Origin of the sequence: Candidatus Kapaibacterium thiocyanatum (assembly GCA_001899175.1) — a bacterium.
Lineage (GTDB): Bacteria > Bacteroidota > Ignavibacteria > Kapaibacteriales > Kapaibacteriaceae > Kapaibacterium > Kapaibacterium thiocyanatum.
This window is the reverse complement of sequence record MKVH01000024.1, coordinates 291,978-308,424: the sequence shown is the minus strand read 5'-3', so window position 1 is coordinate 308,424 and position 16,447 is coordinate 291,978. Positions and strand designations below refer to the sequence as shown.

The 16,447-nt window shown below is 61.5% G+C and carries 15 protein-coding genes; 8 read left to right on the top strand and 7 right to left on the bottom strand.

The genetic code is table 11. The features are described 5' to 3' along the window. The first annotated feature begins 99 nt into the window (after positions 1–99). From BGO89_09950 to BGO89_09940, 3 genes are read left to right on the top strand one after another with little or no spacing between them, the layout of a single operon-like run. Positions 100–624 carry a hypothetical protein gene (locus BGO89_09950; protein ID OJX56841.1) on the top strand — a complete coding sequence of 175 codons (525 nt, stop codon included), beginning with the start codon at positions 100–102 and terminating at the stop codon, positions 622–624. 1 nt (position 625) lies between these two features. Then, on the top strand, positions 626–1,972 hold the full coding sequence (locus tag BGO89_09945; protein ID OJX56840.1) for a hypothetical protein: 1,347 nt from the start codon (positions 626–628) through the stop codon (positions 1,970–1,972). Positions 1,973–1,977: 5 nt separating this feature from the next. Then, positions 1,978–2,649, top strand: coding sequence for a ribulose-phosphate 3-epimerase (locus BGO89_09940; protein OJX56839.1), 672 nt, complete (start codon positions 1,978–1,980; stop codon positions 2,647–2,649). Between the two features lie 12 nt (positions 2,650–2,661). Here the strand turns inward: BGO89_09940 and BGO89_09935 are convergent, their stop codons facing one another. The 7 genes from BGO89_09935 to BGO89_09905 form a co-directional block, all read right to left on the bottom strand. After that, positions 2,662–3,486: a hypothetical protein gene (locus BGO89_09935; GenBank protein ID OJX56838.1), complete on the bottom strand. Its 825-nt coding sequence runs from the start codon at positions 3,484–3,486 to the stop codon at positions 2,662–2,664. Continuing rightward, positions 3,483–4,949, bottom strand: coding sequence for a cysteine--tRNA ligase (locus BGO89_09930; protein OJX56837.1), 1,467 nt, complete (start codon positions 4,947–4,949; stop codon positions 3,483–3,485). The genes BGO89_09935 and BGO89_09930 overlap by 4 nt, the downstream gene beginning before the upstream one ends. 538 nt (positions 4,950–5,487) lie before the next feature. Next, a complete protein-coding gene (locus BGO89_09925; protein OJX57347.1) occupies positions 5,488–6,306 on the bottom strand; it encodes a 4,5-DOPA dioxygenase extradiol in 819 nt (272 codons plus the stop codon). Positions 6,307–6,379: 73 nt separating this feature from the next. Further along, positions 6,380–7,651 carry an imidazolonepropionase gene (locus BGO89_09920; GenBank protein OJX56836.1) on the bottom strand — a complete coding sequence of 424 codons (1,272 nt, stop codon included), beginning with the start codon at positions 7,649–7,651 and terminating at the stop codon, positions 6,380–6,382. A gap of 12 nt (positions 7,652–7,663) precedes the next feature. Further along, complete coding sequence (locus BGO89_09915) at positions 7,664–7,996, bottom strand: hypothetical protein (GenBank protein ID OJX56835.1); 333 nt, start codon at positions 7,994–7,996, stop codon at positions 7,664–7,666. Then, the gene (locus BGO89_09910; GenBank protein OJX56834.1) at positions 7,986–9,071 is read right to left on the bottom strand and encodes a hypothetical protein; all 1,086 of its coding nucleotides are present in this window, start codon (positions 9,069–9,071) and stop codon (positions 7,986–7,988) included. Before BGO89_09910 ends, BGO89_09915 begins: the two co-directional genes overlap by 11 nt. 5 nt (positions 9,072–9,076) lie before the next feature. After that, positions 9,077–10,072, bottom strand: a complete 996-nt coding sequence (locus BGO89_09905; protein ID OJX56833.1) for an aspartate-semialdehyde dehydrogenase — start codon at positions 10,070–10,072, stop codon at positions 9,077–9,079. A gap of 31 nt (positions 10,073–10,103) precedes the next feature. On the opposite strand from BGO89_09905, the gene BGO89_09900 reads away from it, so the two are divergent. Genes BGO89_09900 through BGO89_09880 form a run of 5 tightly spaced genes read left to right on the top strand, consistent with a single transcriptional unit; the run spans position 10,104 to position 16,437 of the window. Further along, positions 10,104–10,814, top strand: coding sequence for a hypothetical protein (locus tag BGO89_09900; GenBank protein OJX56832.1), 711 nt, complete (start codon positions 10,104–10,106; stop codon positions 10,812–10,814). Between the two features lie 3 nt (positions 10,815–10,817). Then, entirely contained in the window at positions 10,818–11,627 is an 810-nt protein-coding gene (locus tag BGO89_09895; GenBank protein ID OJX56831.1) for a hypothetical protein, read from the top strand. Then, positions 11,624–12,994 carry a UDP-N-acetylmuramate--L-alanine ligase gene (locus tag BGO89_09890; GenBank protein ID OJX56830.1) on the top strand — a complete coding sequence of 457 codons (1,371 nt, stop codon included), beginning with the start codon at positions 11,624–11,626 and terminating at the stop codon, positions 12,992–12,994. The genes BGO89_09895 and BGO89_09890 overlap by 4 nt, the downstream gene beginning before the upstream one ends. Positions 12,995–13,039: 45 nt before the next feature. Further along, entirely contained in the window at positions 13,040–15,127 is a 2,088-nt protein-coding gene (locus tag BGO89_09885) for a hypothetical protein (protein ID OJX56829.1), read from the top strand. Next, positions 15,124–16,437, top strand: coding sequence for a hypothetical protein (locus BGO89_09880; protein ID OJX56828.1), 1,314 nt, complete (start codon positions 15,124–15,126; stop codon positions 16,435–16,437). Before BGO89_09885 ends, BGO89_09880 begins: the two co-directional genes overlap by 4 nt. Positions 16,438–16,447 lie beyond the last annotated feature (10 nt).

Genomic DNA, 16,447 nt, shown 5'->3' with positions numbered 1-16,447 from the left:
AGCTGCAATGATACGACCCACGGCCGAGAAGCCACGACAATTCAGCATATTCGCAGGACGATGACCCCTTCCTCTTCCTTCGTCCGCCGCACCCTCGCAGTGCTGACCTCGCTGCTGATGATCGGCACCATCTCGGCTCAAACGGAACTCGGTTCCGACTCCGGTCCGTCGTCGAGCTGGGCCCTTCTGAGTATCCAGCGCACATGGACTCCTCCCGGCAACACACCGAACTTCGGTTTCGGCTTCCAGGGCTTCTCCGCACTGGATGAAGACCGTCGGTGGTGGATGGGGCTCGGCCTGATGGGATCCGGCATCGGCAGACGCGATCTGCTCGCCATCGTCGGAGGTCCGTCATGGTTCTTCATCGGCGATGGACGCCTCGGCGGCTTCGCCTTCACGCAGGTCGGCCTCGCCATGACGTCGAACAGCGGATTGACGGGCTTCAACTTCTTCACGGACCAGACCCTCGTCTTCGGTGCGGCGTCGATGAACGGCGTAGGCATGACGATGGAGCTGTTCACGAACCTCAGACTTCAGCTGGCCGTCGTGGCCAACATCTATACCGTCGACGGCGGCAAGACGCCGTTCGGATTGCAGTTCGGTCTTTCGAGCGGAGGGCGATAGCATGTCCTTCCCCTTCGGCTTCGGAGGCTACCGCATCGCCGAGGGCGACGCGACGCATGAAGCGGCATTGCGCCATGCTCTCGAACGCGGCGTCCAGCTCGTCGATACGTCCGCGAACTACGGCGATGGCGCGAGCGAGCGCCTCGTGGGGCACTTCGACGTTCCGGCCGTCGTGACCAAGGCAGGCTACAGCCGCAGCGGCAGCTTCCCCGAAACGAGTGCGATCGCCGACGGCACATGGCATTGCATCCATCCCGACTTCCTCGAAGACCAGCTCGCGCGCTCGCTGGAACGCCTGCGACGCACGTCGATCGACACCCTCCTGCTGCACAATCCCGAATACTTCCTCGCCCGTGCGCATCATGACGGCATGGCGGTCGCCGACGCACGCGATGAGTTCGCACGACGCCTGCGTGCATCGTTCGCCTGGCTCGAAGAACAGGTACAGGCAGGCCGGATCGAATCCTATGGAATTTCGTCGAACACCTTTCCGGGCGAAGCCGGCGATCCCGACTTCGTCTCACTGGACGTGTGCCTCGGCTGTGCCGCGGATGTCGCCGGTGATCGCCACCATTTCCGCTGGATCCAGTTACCGATGAATCTCGTCGAGCATCATGCGGCAACGACGCTGAACCATCGGGATGGAACGTACAGCGTCCTGGACGTCGCACGCGACGCCGGCATCAGGGTCCTGATCAATCGTCCCCTCAACGCCATCATCGGCAACGATCTGATTCGTCTCGTGACGCATCCCACACCGCTGCATCAACCGGATCCGGCCATCGTCGAACAACGCATCCATGAACTGGAACGGACGGAACACGACGCCATGCAGGTCGTGCTGGCGAACACGAAGCTCTCGCCGCAACAGATGACGGACGTACAGGAAGTCTTCCGCTGCGCCTCGGCACTCTGTTCGTCATGGCGTTCGTTCCAGAGCCTCCCGCACTGGAACGACGTCCGCTCGCAGTATCTCGATCCGCGGTGCGACGCCGCACTGTTCATGGCCGGGCACAGCACCGATGGCACACTCGTCCGCACCTATGCCGAAGGTCTGTCGAACGTCCTGGACGACATCTCCGTACTCTACGCTTCGCAGGAGAACGACAGCCTCGAGGAACTGCGTACATCCCTCGCGGATGAGTTCGGCCTGCCCCTCGATACACGATTGCAGCACATCGCACTACATGCATTGCGCTGCACCGTCGGCGTCGATACCGTCCTCGTCGGCATGCGCCGCCCCGACTACGTCGACGACGTCTTCGCGACATTGAACCTTCCGGCCGTCGCCATCCACCGCACGACGTGGATGCGCGTAGCGGCACAACTACAACGACTCTCGGCCTGATCACCATGACATCATCGCATCCCATCCGTATCGCACCATCGCTTCTTTCCGCCGACTTCGCCAGGCTGGCCGACGACGTCCGTCGCTGCGAAGAAGGCGGTGCGGACATCCTGCACGTCGACGTCATGGACGGCCATTTCGTACCGAACATCACCATCGGCCCCCTCGTCGTACGCGCCCTGAAGCCCGTCACCTCGCTGCCGATGGACTGCCATCTCATGATCACCAATCCCGACGACTACATCGAGGATTTCGCGGCTGCAGGGGCGTCGTGGATCAGCGTCCATGCCGAAGTCGCCCATCATCTCCATCGTACGCTCACACGCATCCGTGAGCTCGGATGCAGACCCGGAGTCGTCCTCAATCCCGTCACGCCGATCGAGACGGCAATGGCAGCGGCCGGCGAGGCGGACTTCATCCTGCTCATGAGCGTGAATCCCGGATTCGGCGGACAATCCTTCATTCCGTCCTTCCTCTCCCGTTGCGAACGTCTTCGCACATGGCTGGACAACAACGGACTCTCTTCCGTCGAGATCGAAGTCGACGGCGGCGTGAAGATCGACAACGTGCGAAGCGTCGTCGACGCCGGAGCCAACATCATCGTCAGCGGCAGTGGATTGTTCGGCGGCGATCTTTCGGCCAACATCCGTACGATGCGGGCTGCTGCAGAACGCTGAGGAACAGCATCCTCATCGATTGCTGGACAGGATTGTCCGTAACGTTTCGACCGTCTCCGCATCGAGCCTGTCGGCGGCCGTAGCCAGCAACGCCAGACTGCAATGACGGTAGACGTCTCGGAGCTCCCGTGGAATGGCTTCGAGTTGAAGACGCACGCCTTCCGCATCGCCACGTACGACGGGGCCCGTCATCGCGAAGGGCAGTCCCTTCTCCAATGCATCGACTGCATTGCGCTGCGTACGCTCCATGATGGGCGCGAGAAAGATATCGGCGGGAATGCCGGCAGCCTCTGCGAGACGTCGTCCGAGTTCATACGCCGCATAGGTGAAGTTCGACGCTGCCACGGCCGAGGCATGATAGACACGCTTACGTTCTGGCGTCATGTCCTTCAGTCGTACCGGACGCCCTCCTGAAGATTCGACGAAGGTGCGGCATGCAGTCCACGAGGCTTCATCGCATTCCACCCCCCATCCGATACCGTCGAGTGCGGAGGGATCGTCGTCACCGAACGTCTGGAACGGATGTGCGGCAGCCGTCATCGCTCCCGCATCACGACAGGGCGCCAGAATGTCGACGCCGAGCGATCCGTTCACATGAACGACGAGCGTACGGGTGAGAGCGGCACCACGCCGTGCGGCGATCGTTTCCACCACACTGCGCAGCACGGAATCCTTCACGGCGATGACGAGAACGTCGCCGATGGCCGTCGCGGACGATGACCATGCGTCGAAATCGTTCCGTCGTACTTCGACGACGGAACGTCCTGCATCGCGCAACCGCCGTGCGAGGGCGCCACCGACGCGTCCGACACCGACGATCGTCACGACCAGGCTCATGACAGACGTTCGAGACTGTAGCCGTCCTTGCCGTCGAGCATCGTCCATCCCAGTTCCCCGAGCACACCGCGCAGGCGATCGGCTTCGGCCCAATCGCGTGCGGTACGCGCAGCCCAACGTTCGTCGGCGACGGAACGCACGTCATCGGGAACGACGACGACGGGACGAGGCGAGAAGACCCATACGTCGAAGATGCCGTTGATGGTCTTCAGCGTTTCGATGATGGCAGCCGCATCCTGTGGCTGAACGGTGGCGGCAGGCCACGCGTTGATGAAGGAGAAGAGCTCTGCGAGGGCCTTCGGCGTATGGACGTCCTGGACGAGCTCCGTGAAGAACCGCGTTCGCAGCTCCTCTCCCGGATGATCGCCGGACGGCTTGCCGTCGACCGCACTGCGTTCGAGAAGGTCCCAGACGTAGTCCTGCACCTTCCTGCGCGCCACACCGGCGGCCCGCAGACCATCGAACGTGAAATTATAAACGGACCTGTAATGCGAACTCAGCATGGCGAAGCGGATGTCGAGCGCATCGAGTCCTTGCGCCATCAGATCCCTCAGCGTGAAGAAGTTGCCGAGCGACTTGCTCATCTTCTTCCCTTCGACCTCGAGGAACTCGTTATGGCACCAGAAGCGCGCCTGTTCGGGAACGTGATATCCTGCCGTGCACTGGGCCAGTTCGTCTTCGTGATGGGGGAAGCGCAGATCCACGCCCCCCGTGTGTATGTCCAGGGGAAGGCCCAGCAGTTCCTTCGACATGGCCGAGCACTCGATGTGCCAGCCCGGACGCCCCGGAAGCGATGCGCCGTCGATGTCGAAGTCCCAGTACGGCTCGCCGCCCTTGCGCCCCTTCCAGAGAACGAAGTCGCTCACCGATTCACGGTCGTATTCGTCGGCGTCGATACGCACGCCTTCGCGGAAATGCTCGGCGTCGATCGAGAACAGTCTTCCGTACGGATGACCCTTCCTGTAGGCGTTCACGTTGAAATAGACAGAGCCGTCGCTGACGTAGCCATAGCCTGCTCCGACGATATCGCGGATCAGGCCCTGCATGTGATCGATGAAGTCCGTAGCTCTGGGATTGGCGAAGAAGTGTTCCTTCCGGATACCGAGTGCGGAGATGTCGGCGAGGAACTCGCGTTCGTAATACTCGGTGAACAGACGCAGATTGGCACGAGCATCGTCCGTCTGCGGCCCCATGGCCTCGGTCCAGCGTGCCGAACCGATGGCGCTGTCGCGGATCGTCTTGTCGTCGATATCCGTGATGTTCATCACCCACCGGACGTCGTACCCACCCGCCATACGCAGCGTACGCTGGATGATGTCGGCGGAGAGGAACGAACGCATGTTTCCGATATGAGCCACATTGTAGACGGTCGGTCCGCAGGAATACATTCGGATATGATCGGCGTGAAGCGGACTGAAGGGCTCTATGGAGCGGCTAAGGGTATTGTATAGATGTATCTGCATGGACGAAAAATACGAACTAGCTCGACCCGGCAAGGGGTGTAACGGGAAACGGATAGTGTCTCGGTTCGGAATGATCGGTGCCAGGTTGGCTACACCACGTACGCACCGTACGGAGACTGGCCCTCCAGCGTGACTATGTCACGGCCTACTGCCCGGCCCTGCGTCAATGGTAACGATGGGCGATCCCTGCAGAGACCAGTCGTATATCCATCCCGGCATCGAATACGAGACGTCGGGCGCACAATCGCTACGACGTGTACATACTAGTGGACGTGCTGTTGAATTGTTCTGGGGTGAACTCAATCACGACGCTGACATCGTACACCCCGACGATGGCAAGTACTATTCGGCGGAACATACCGCATCTCCATAGATACCGATGAGATAAATTTCAATATGGTGAACATACATACCATACCGTTGAAGGTACCCCAATGAATGAAGGCGGGATACCTAGGCCTGGAATAGCGCATCGGCTATTCCAACTCGGACACACCGGAAACGGCGAGCAGCAATATCTATTACGACGCCGGGCCTGTCACGCCAACATGAACGAGCGCATGCTGATGCTGCCCAGATCGAGCGATTCATTGAAGAACGTCAGCTTGTCCGCCTTGCGTCGCAATGCGAGCGCATAGAGCATGGGCAGGTAGTGCTCGTTCGTGGGGATGGACAGCTGGGCGGCGGCACCGAGCGAAGGATAGTTCGCGAGGGAGGCAAGATCGTTCTTCTCGATGAGGTCCTTCGACGTCTGATCGAACTCGATGGCCCAGTCGTACGGCTTGCCCTCGCCCCAGCGGGCACGGCGCAGGTTGTGGACGATGTTTCCGCTGCCGAGGATCAGGACTCCCCTGTCGCGCAGGGTACCGAGCATGGCGGCGAGGGCGGCATGCTGGTCGGGACGCATACCGACGTCGAGGCTCAACTGGAGGACGGGGACGTTGGCACCCGGGAACATGCGGACGAGGACGCTCCATGCGCCATGGTCCAGCCCCCATTCATGATCGAGCAGGATGGTATGGCCCGTCAGCGTCTGTCTGGTTTCCTCGGCTATTGCCGGCGATCCCGGTGCGGGATACTGTACTGCGAACAGCTCGTCCGGGAAGCCGCCGAAGTCATGGATGGTACGCGGACGCTCCATGGCGGTGACGTAGGTACCGGCCGTTTCCCAATGTGCGCTCACGCACAGGATGGCTCTCGGTATGGGCAGATTGCTGCCCACCTTCCGCCACGTGCGGGAGAACTCGTTGTCCTCGATGGCATTCATGGGATTACCGTGTCCTACGAACAGGACGGGCATTGCGGGCGACGCGGGGCCGTCCGCCAGTGCACGAACGACGGCAGTTGCATCCGTCATGGCCAATGCTCCTCCAGCGCCGAGCGCTGTCATGAATGTTCTGCGGGTGATCATCGACGATCCGTGATCCTCGTTACTGTTCCTCGCCTTCGATCCATACGGACACTACCTTGTTCGTACCGAAGTGATAGACGAGATCGGCATAGCCGGCGACGTCGTACATCACAATATCGGCCATCTTGCCGACTTCGAGCGAGCCGACGTATTCGGCCACACCGAGAGCGGCGGCACCGTGCAGCGTGGATGCCGTGATGGCCTCTTCGATGCTCATGCCCATGTTCATGCATGCAAGGGAGATGATCTGCTGCATGTTCTCGCAGAAACACGAGCCCGGATTGCAGTCCGTGGCAAGCGCCACGACGGCTCCGGCATCGATCATCCGGCGGGCGGGGGCATACGGGAGTCTGAGGGTATAGGCAGTACCTGGCAACAGTGTGGCCACCGTACCATGCTTCTTCATCGACTCGATGCCGGCTTCGCTCGCGAAAAGCAGATGGTCGGCCGATATCGCTCCGCTTTCCGCAGCCATCTCGGCCGCACCGAAGGCGGAGAGTTCGTCGGCATGGATCTTCGGTATCAGTCCGTGAGCCTTCGCGGCGGCGGCGATCCGACGGCCATCGTCATTGGTGAAGTATCCGGTATCGACGAAGGCATCGCAGAACTGCGCGATGCCCTGTTCGGCGACGCGCGGCAGCATGTCGTCGATGATATGATCGACGTACGCTTCGCGGCGATCACGGTATTCCGGCGGGACGTCGTGGGCGCCCATGAACGTGGCCATGATACGCGGTGCCATCGTATCGTTCAGGATCGCCACGGCTTCGAGCTGGCGCAGCTCGCTGTCGAGCGTCAGGCCATAGCCGCTCTTGATCTCCATCGTCGTCGTGCCATGCTCCATGGCCGAATGGACGAGTCCTTCGCCTACGTGGACAAGATCTTCCACCGATGCGTCGCGGACGGCATTCACCGTGGCCAGGATTCCCCCGCCTTCGGCCGCGATCTCCTGATAGGAGACGCCCTGGAGACGGCGTGCGAACTCGGTGGCACGCGAGCCTGCGAAGACGACGTGCGTATGCGAATCGACGAAGCCGGGCAGGACGGTGCGTCCTTCCGCGTCGACGATTTCGAGATCTGCGACGACGATGCCGAGGGCCGTGAGCCGAGCTTCGTCGTTGAGCAACGACAATGCGTCTTCCGAGGTTCCGATCCAGCGGATCGTATCGTCGAACAGGATCGCGCCATCACGGATCTCGCCGATCTCCCTCATCGCGGCACCCGTCCGCGAGCGTTGGCCTGCAGCATCAACCGTGATGAGTGATGCGATGTTCGTGATGAGCGTAGCCATGGCCGTTCCCGTTTACGATTTGTAGTAGCGTCGCGTCTCCGCCTTGCGGAGCTGACGTTCGATGATGAGGTCGGCGAGCAGATCCGGAACGTCCGGTGGCATCGCCGTGGAGAATATCTCGTTGACCTGTTCCTCGCTCACGTCGATGCGATAGAGGATGGCCATGAGCCGTTCGGGGTTCGTGTTCAGGAGAGCGACGATACGCTGCACGAGTGCCTCGCGCATGAGCGTGAGCAACGTATCGGTACTCAGCGATGCGTCCTCTTCCTTCAGGTCGAAGGCGATGGAGACCTTGTCGATCGCCGACAGGACGACGGCTGTCCGTTCCGTCCCCTCAGAGGACATCGGACGCTCCACCGCTACGCAGCGTGGCCACGACCTTCTTCACGTCCTGGGCGCGGCTCTTGTGGCAGATCATCGTGGCTTCGTTCGTGACGACGACGACGAGATCGTCGAGACCGAGGGCCGTTACCACGTGACGTCCGTCGTGGGCGTTCACGACGATCGAGTTCTTCGTATCGAGAACCACGACGTCACCCTGCGTCACGTTGTTCTCGGAATCGCATCCGCGCATACGGTCGAGCGCGTCCCACGATCCGACGTCGTCCCACGGGAAGGAAGCAGGAATCACGTAGACGTTACCGGCATGTTCCATCACGCCGTGATCGATGGAAATATCGGGCAGGGCGCCGAAGATCGCGGAGAGTTCGTCCGTCGCCCGATTCGCGATGGCCTTCGCCATCGGCTCGATGGCATTGCCCACGGCGGGGAGATGCCGTTTCATCGCATCGGCAAGTGCGTCCACACGCCAGAAGAACATGCCGCTGTTCCACAGGTAGTCGCCGCTCAGGACGTACGACGTCGCCGTGGCGAAATCGGGTTTCTCCTTGAACAGCAGCACCTTCGACACGGGCGCTTCGGGCGATGCGTGATGTCCGTCTATCTGGATGTAGCCATAGCCCGTTTCCGGTCGTGTGGGTGGTATTCCCATCGTCACCAGCGCATCGTGGCGTTCGGCATAGTTCAGCGCCTCGTTCACATCGTGCCGGAAGGCGTCGGCATCTCCGATGAAGTGATCGGCCGTCAGCACGGCCATGACGTTGGAGCTGTCCGGCGTACGTGCATCGATGACGGCGCAGGCCAGAGCCAGGCACGATGCCGTGTTCCGCTTCGCCGGTTCGGCGATCACGTTGGCGGCCGGCAGTTCCGGCATCGCATCGATGATGGGCTGACGGAGCAACTCGCTCGTGATGATGAGGATGTTCTCGATCGGCACGAGCGGCTCGATACGGGCGATGGCCTCTTCCAGCATCGTATACTTCGGTGACGTGAGGCTCAGGAGCTGTTTCGGACGTTGCATCCGCGACAGCGGCCAGAAGCGTTCGCCGGAGCCGCCGGCCATGATGACGACGTATCGCATGGGGGTTACATCAAGGTTTCGGCAATCTGTACTGCATTCGTGGCCGCGCCCTTCCGGAGGTTGTCGGACACCACCCACATCATCAGCCCATTCTCCACGCTGTCATCGCGGCGAAGCCGCCCGACATAGACCGGGTCCGTGTCCTGCGCCGACAACGGCATCGGATAGACCCCATTGGCCGGATCGTCCTGGATGACGATCCCCGGTGCCGCGGCCAGCACGTCGCGCGCTGCGGACGGCGTGATGGGACGCTCGGTTTCGATGGCGATGGACTCGGCATGACCACCGGTGACGGGAATACGCACGCAGGTCACGGCGATACGCAGATCGGGCAGGTGCATGATACGGCGTGTTTCACGCTGCATCTTGATCTCCTCTTCCGACCCGCCTTCGGCTTCGGCGATGTTGTGGAACACGGCATTGTAGGCAAGCGTGTGTTCGGTGATGCGTGACGACGGAACACGTCCCGCGATCTCGTCGCGCAATTGGTCCACGCCCTTCTGTCCGGCACCGCTGACGCTCTGATAGGTACTGACGACGACACGTTTCAACCCGAATGCCTCGTGCAGAGGTTTGAGTGCCACGACCATCTGTATCGTCGAGCAGTTCGGATTGGCGATGATGCCGCTGTTCGTGAGGGCATCGGCGGCATTCACTTCCGGCACGACGAGCGGAACGTTCGGGTCCATACGCCAGCAGCTCGAATTGTCGATGGCCGTGGATCCGGCCGCGGCGAACTTCGGAGCCCACTCCCGGGACACGCTGCCGCCTGCCGAGAACAGTGCGATGGATTTCGGGAGAAGCGCTTTCAATGGCCCCGTCATCGTCGCCTCGTCCAGAGGCAATACCGGGTAATCTTCACCACGGAAGGGGATGACGATTCCGGCCGAACGCGGCGAAGCGAGCAACGTCAATCGGTCGACCGGAAAATTGCGTTCTTCGAGAACGCGGAGCATGGTGCGGCCCACGAGTCCTGTGGCGCCTACGACGAGGATGTGCATGCCACAAATCTACGGAGTTATATTGCCTTCCATGATCAGAGTTCTCCTCATTCTCTGCATAGCCGGCGTAATCCCGCTCCGCGCGCAGGATTGTTCCGCCCTGTCGTGGGAAGCACGCCTCACCTACGACGCCAACCACATCGCCAGTACCTTCGTCAGAGGTTCGTCGGGCGTGGTGAGCGACGCTCTCCTGCCCCTCACCATCGGCGTTCCCGTAGGGCTCTATGCCTACGGCATCTCCGGCATCGCGGGCTCGCAGGAGAACAAGCGTTATGCGGCGGAGACCGGACTCCAGGCCATGGTGACGATGGGCGCCACCTATGCCATCGTACTCGCAGGCAAACACATCTTCGACCGGGATCGTCCGTGGCAGGCCTATCCGGACTGCATCACGAACTACCGTTCGGATGCCGACGGCTCGTTCCCGTCGGGTCACTCCGCAGGCAGTGCGGCCCTGGCCACCACGCTGGCCCTTCGCTACAAGGAGTGGTACGTGATAGCTCCGGGTGCGCTATACGCACTATGGACCGGCTTCAGCAGACTGAACCTGGGCATGCACTATCTGGGCGACGTTCTCGCAGGGTATGGCGTGGGCATCGGTGTCGCAGTCCTTGTCCATGCCCTGAACACGCAACTGTTCGACCTGGCCGATCCCATCCTGCCGAAGTCCGGCCTGTACACCATAGACTCAGGGGCGATGTACGGTCACCAGCCCATCTTCCATTTCTCCCTCTCCTTCTAGTCCATGAAGCTGTCCGTCCATCAATGGTGTCCGGCCTACGCCGATCCCGACACCAACACCGTCCGTATCGTCAACGAGATCAGAACGACGCAGGCCGACGTCCTGGTCTTTCCGGAGCTGTGCACGACGGGCTACTTCTTCGTGAGCAGGGACGAAACGCGGCGTCTGGCGGAACCGGTTGACGGCCCTCACCTCGGCGAGATCACGAAGGCCGCCGACGAGCACGGCAAGGTCGTGGTCTGCGGCTTCGCGGAGCGTGCCGGCGAGGCCATCCACAACAGTGCCGTCATCGCCGTTCCTGGGGAACGTCCGCGCGTCTATCGCAAGACCCACCTCTTCTACAAGGAAACGCTCTGCTTCGATCCGGGGGACACGGGATTCTTCGCGGTCACGTTACCCCATCTCGACTGCACGCTCGGTACGATGATCTGCTACGACTGGCGCTTCCCCGAAAGCGCCCGCGCCCTGGCCCTGCAGGGTGCGGACGTCATCGCCTGTCCGAGCAATCTCGTGACGCACGTCTGGCGCATGGCCATGCCCGTACGCGCCCTCGAGAACAAGGTCTATCTCGCCGTCGCCAACCGGACCGGCTCCGATACGAACGGAGACGAAACCCTTTCGTTCAACGGCGACAGCGTCATCTACGACTGCAACGGCAACGTCATGGCCTCGGCAGACGCGACGAACGACGCCATCGTCATCGTCGACGTGGATCCGGCCGCGACGCGCGACAAGTCCTTCAACCCCATCAACGATATCTTCCGGGATCGTACTCCCGCACACTATACAGTCATCACGCAGCGGCCCGCATGACCTTCGCTTCCGTCTCACACATTCATTTCGTCGGCATCGGCGGTATCGGCATGAGTGGTATCGCCGAAATCCTGCTCACGCAGGGCTTCACCGTCAGCGGCTCCGACCTCCAGCGCTCCGACACGACGGACTACCTGGCCGAACGGGGCGCCACCATCCATATCGGACACGACGCGGCCCATATCGAAGGAGCGGACGTCGTCGTCTACTCCAGCGCCGTTCCCATCGTCAGCAATCCGGAGACGCTCGCCGCCCAGGAACGGAACGTTCCCCTCATTCGCCGCGCCGAGATGCTCAGCGAAGTATCGCGGCTGAACTACACGCTGGCCATCGCCGGTACGCACGGCAAGACGACCACGACGTCGATGTGCGGCCAGATCCTGATCGCTGCGGGCATGGACCCCACCGTCATCGTCGGCGGCAAGCTCAAGGGACTCGGCGGCAGCAATGCGCGTCTGGGCAAGGGAGACTGGATCGTCCTCGAAGCCGACGAATACGACCGGTCCTTCCTCCAACTGCTGCCCACCATCGCCATCGTTACGAATGTCGAAGCGGATCATCTCGACATCTATGCCGATCTCGACGACATCCAGGGCGCCTTCGTCGAATTCGCGAACAAGGTCCCGTTCTACGGCATGACGTGCGTCTGCCTCGACGATCCCGGCGTGCGGACGATCCTGCCCTTCATCAAGCGGAAGGTCGTCACCTACGGCCTGTCGCCCCAGTGCGACGTCAGGGCCATCGATCTCACGTCGAACGAACGCGCCACGTCCTTCGGACTCGTCCGCAACGGCGACTTCCTGGGCTCCGTCCATCTCAACGTCCCCGGCGAACACAACGTGCGCAACGCCCTGGCAGCCATTTCCGTGGCCCTGCAATGCGGCGTTTCCTTCGACGTCATCGCTTCGGCCATCGCCGATTTCACCGGAGTCTATCGCCGCTTCGAGATCAAGGGCGAGCGCAACGACGTCCTCGTCGTGGACGACTACGCCCATCATCCGACGGAGATCCGCAGCACGCTCGCTGCGGCCCGCAAAGGGTGGAAGCGCAGGATCGTGGCCGTATTCCAGCCGCATACCTATACGCGTACGCGGGACTTCTACAAGGACTTCGCCCTCTCGTTCGACGACGCCGACGTCATGGTCCTCACGGATGTCTATCCTGCCCGCGAGCTTCCCATCGAGGGAGTCAACGGCCGCATGATCGCCGACGCCGCCCGTGCAGCGGGGCACCGCTCCGTGCACTACGTGGAGGACAAGACGCTACTCCCCCACGCCCTGGCCGACATCGTCCAGCCGGGAGACATGGTCCTGACGATGGGTGCGGGCGATATCTGGAAGGTCGGAGACGCGCTCTTGCGGGAATAACTAACTTTGTGGTCTTGTTCGAACATTTACGAGGAGTCAGAGTTGATGTCGACGGCACGCACGTTGAGCATCCTCTTCAGCATCGCTGCACTCACCGCCGTACAGCCGCTTCAGGCACAGAAGGGCAAGAAGGCGTCGAAGGTCGCAGCTCCGGCAGTTACTGCCGGCAACACGTCTCCCCTCATCCTGGCCACCGTAGGCCCGGAACAGGTGACGTATGCCGAGGTGGAACGAGCTTTCCAGAAGAACATGAATCGCCGCGAAACGAAGTTCTCTTCGATTCCCCGCGACACGGCAATGGAGTTCCTGCGCCTGTACACGAACTATCGCCTGAAGGTGCTGAATGCCCGCGAACGCGGTGTCGACAAGGATTCGGCCGTGAAGGCCGACATCGGCAACAACCGCAAGCTCCTTGCCGAAACGTATTTCTTCGACAAGAAGATCGCCGACCAGCGCACCGATGAGCTGGCGAAGCGCCGTCTGAAGGAAATCCAGCTCAACATCATCCTCTGCGCCGTCAACAATCCCGAAACGAAGACCCTCGACACCCTCGTCAGCTACCGGAAGGCCCAGCGCCTGATCACCATGCTGAACGGTGGGGCCGACTTCGAGAAACTCGCACGCGATTCGTCGGACGACAAGGAAACGGGTGCCAATGGCGGTTCCCTGCCCTGGATCTCCGGCGGTTCCATCATCAAGGTCGTGGAAGACGAGGCTTATCGCGTCGCACCGGGCACGTTCTCGCAGTCGCCCGTGAAGTCGCGCTTCGGCTACTTCATCGTCAAGGTCAAGCGCGAAGAACCGCGCGCCCTCGTGAAGTTCCGCCATATCCTGCTCCAGGCCAAGGACGAGCGTGACTCGGTGGCCACGGAGCGCCTGGCCGACTCCCTGATCGCCGTCCTGCGCAAGGCGCCGAACCAGGACGTCCTCTTCGGTCAGCTCGCGGAGAAATTCTCCGACGACAAGGCCTCGGGCGCCAAGGGAGGCTACCTCGGCAGCCCCTATTCCCGTTCCGGCGGTCTCGAAGCCAACGGCTCGCGCCTCGTGCCGGCCTTCGAAGAAGCCGTCTTCGGACTGAAGGATGGGGAGATCAGCGGCAAGGTGAAGACCCTCTTCGGCACGCACATCGTCCGCCGCGACTCCACGAAGCTCCCCGATGTCCAACTGGAAAAGGACAATGCGAAGCGCGTCTACCGCCGCCTCTACTTCGAAGAAGACAAGCGTGTCCTGATCGACTCCCTGAAGAAGGCCTGGAACTGGGCCTGGAACGTTTCCGTCTACGACCGGCTCATGCACGCCATCGACACGACGAAGAACACGCAGGATACGTCGTGGACACGTACGATTCCCGTGGAACTCAATCCGCAGACGCTCTATTCCTCGCCCCGCATCACCTATACCGTGGCCATGTTCACCGATTCGCTGCGCCGCCGCCTCGACATGCGCGGCTATACGCTGAATCGGGCCGGCTTCGAACGGGCCCTGAACAAGATGACCGACCCCCTGCTCGTCGAGGAAGCGACGAAGAACCTCGAGAAGAGCTATCCCGACTTCGCAGCCCTCATGCAGGAATTCAACGACGGCATCCTGCTCTTCAAGGTCGAAGAACAGGAAGTATGGAGCAAGCTGCGCTTCGATACGGCCGATGCACGGGTCTTCTACGACACCACGAAGGCACGCTGGATGTCCGACCGTCGCTACCGCATCACGGAAATCCACACGCTGAACGATTCCATGGCCAAGGCCCTCCGCAGCCGTATCGACAAGGGCGAGGACATCGCGAAACTGGCCGGTGAATTCACGCAGCGCGAAGGCCTGCGCGACAAGAACGGCAACATGGGAGCCCTCGCACCCCGCACGTCGAAGCTGGCCCAGAAGGCCGAAAGCGTCAACGCTCTCGCCGGCACCGTCATCGGTCCCTTCGAGGAAGAGAAGGGGTACAGCATCATCCGTGTCGATGCCATCGAACCGCCGCACGTACGAAGCTTCGACGAAGCCCTGCCCGAGCTCGCACCCGCCTATCAGGATGCGCTCCAGAAGCGTCTCCAGGAGATCTGGCTGTCCGACGTCCGGAAACGATTCCCGGTCGTATACAATCAGAAGGCCCTTGATTCGCTGTATTCCAGGAAATGATCAACGTTGTTCCGCCTCTGAGGCCGTCCATGCACCGCATCGTCATCATCGTCGTCCTGTTCGCCCTGGCAGGCCCTCTTGCCATCGCACAACCCAATGCCGTGGAGCGCATCGTCGCCGTGGTCGGGAAGGAGATCGTGCTGAAGTCCGACGTGGACGGCCAGATAGAGCTGCTGGCACAACGGGATCCGAAGATCGACCGTAACGACCCCAAGCTGCGGCAGTACATCCTCGACGCCCTGATCAACGAGCGTCTGGTCGTGTCCAAGGCCCTGGAGGACTCGGTGACGGCATCCGACGACGAGGTGACGCAGCGCATGGATTACCAGATCCAGATGCTGGTCCAGCAGTTCGGCTCGGAAAAACGCATCGAAGACATCTACGGCATGTCCATGGCACGGATCCGCCGCGAATTCCGCGAGGAGATCCGCAAGCAGATCCTCGCCGAGAAGATCCGCAACGAACGCTTCGGCAACGTCAAGGCCTCGCGTGCCGAAGTGGAAGACTTCTACGGCCGCTATCTCGACTCGCTCCAGAACGTTCCGGCACGCGTTGAGCTCGCCCACATCGTGAAGTACATCAAGGCCTCCGACGATCAGAAGAAGGAGACCTACGGTCTGGCCCTGCGTATCCGCGACTCCATCCTCAAGGGCGGATCGTTCTCCGACTTCGCCCGCCGCTACAGTGCAGACCCCGGCACGGCGAGCAACGGTGGCGACCTGGGCTTCGTCGAGAAGGGCAAGTTCGTTCCCGCCTTCGAAGCGGTAGCCTTCGCCATGCAGCCGAACGAGATTTCCCAGCCCGTGGAAACGCCCTTCGGCTATCATATCATCCAGTTGATCGACAAGAACACTTCGGCCATCAACTGCCGTCATATCCTGCTGCGCGTAGGCCAGTCGGACAGCGATCGTGACCGCGCCCGCGAAGCCCTGCTCGACGTCAAGAAGAAGATCGAGGAAGGAATGAGCTTCGAAGACGCCGCACGCCAGTTCTCCGAAGAAAAGGAAACGATGGGCTTCGGCGGCTCCATGGGCCAGGTCGATCTCGCCCGCCTTCCCGAAGACATGCGCTCCGTCATCGTCAACCTGAAGGATGGCGGCATGAGCGATCCGATGCCCTACGCAGCCGACCCTACGAAGCCGGGCTTCCACATCATGTACCGCAAGCAGCTCGTTCCCGAGCACAAGCCGACACTCCAGGAAGACATCAAGCTCATCGAGCAGATGGCCGCCATGGAGAAGAAGCAGCGTCAGGAACAGGAATGGATCAAGGAGCTGCGCCGCACGCTGTACTGGGAAATCAAGCAGTAACGTCGTTCGC

Coding starts and splice junctions, on each gene's coding strand:
- BGO89_09945 (OJX56840.1), top strand. CDS start 626: ATGTCCTTCCCCTTCGGCTTCGGAGGCTACCGCATCGCCGAGGGCGAC.
- BGO89_09940 (OJX56839.1), top strand. CDS start 1,978: ATGACATCATCGCATCCCATCCGTATCGCACCATCGCTTCTTTCCGCC.
- BGO89_09935 (OJX56838.1), bottom strand. CDS start 3,486: ATGAGCCTGGTCGTGACGATCGTCGGTGTCGGACGCGTCGGTGGCGCC.
- BGO89_09930 (OJX56837.1), bottom strand. CDS start 4,949: ATGCAGATACATCTATACAATACCCTTAGCCGCTCCATAGAGCCCTTC.
- BGO89_09925 (OJX57347.1), bottom strand. CDS start 6,306: ATGACGGATGCAACTGCCGTCGTTCGTGCACTGGCGGACGGCCCCGCG.
- BGO89_09920 (OJX56836.1), bottom strand. CDS start 7,651: ATGGCTACGCTCATCACGAACATCGCATCACTCATCACGGTTGATGCT.
- BGO89_09915 (OJX56835.1), bottom strand. CDS start 7,996: ATGTCCTCTGAGGGGACGGAACGGACAGCCGTCGTCCTGTCGGCGATC.
- BGO89_09910 (OJX56834.1), bottom strand. CDS start 9,071: ATGCGATACGTCGTCATCATGGCCGGCGGCTCCGGCGAACGCTTCTGG.
- BGO89_09905 (OJX56833.1), bottom strand. CDS start 10,072: ATGCACATCCTCGTCGTAGGCGCCACAGGACTCGTGGGCCGCACCATG.
- BGO89_09900 (OJX56832.1), top strand. CDS start 10,104: ATGATCAGAGTTCTCCTCATTCTCTGCATAGCCGGCGTAATCCCGCTC.
- BGO89_09895 (OJX56831.1), top strand. CDS start 10,818: ATGAAGCTGTCCGTCCATCAATGGTGTCCGGCCTACGCCGATCCCGAC.
- BGO89_09890 (OJX56830.1), top strand. CDS start 11,624: ATGACCTTCGCTTCCGTCTCACACATTCATTTCGTCGGCATCGGCGGT.
- BGO89_09885 (OJX56829.1), top strand. CDS start 13,040: ATGTCGACGGCACGCACGTTGAGCATCCTCTTCAGCATCGCTGCACTC.
- BGO89_09880 (OJX56828.1), top strand. CDS start 15,124: ATGATCAACGTTGTTCCGCCTCTGAGGCCGTCCATGCACCGCATCGTC.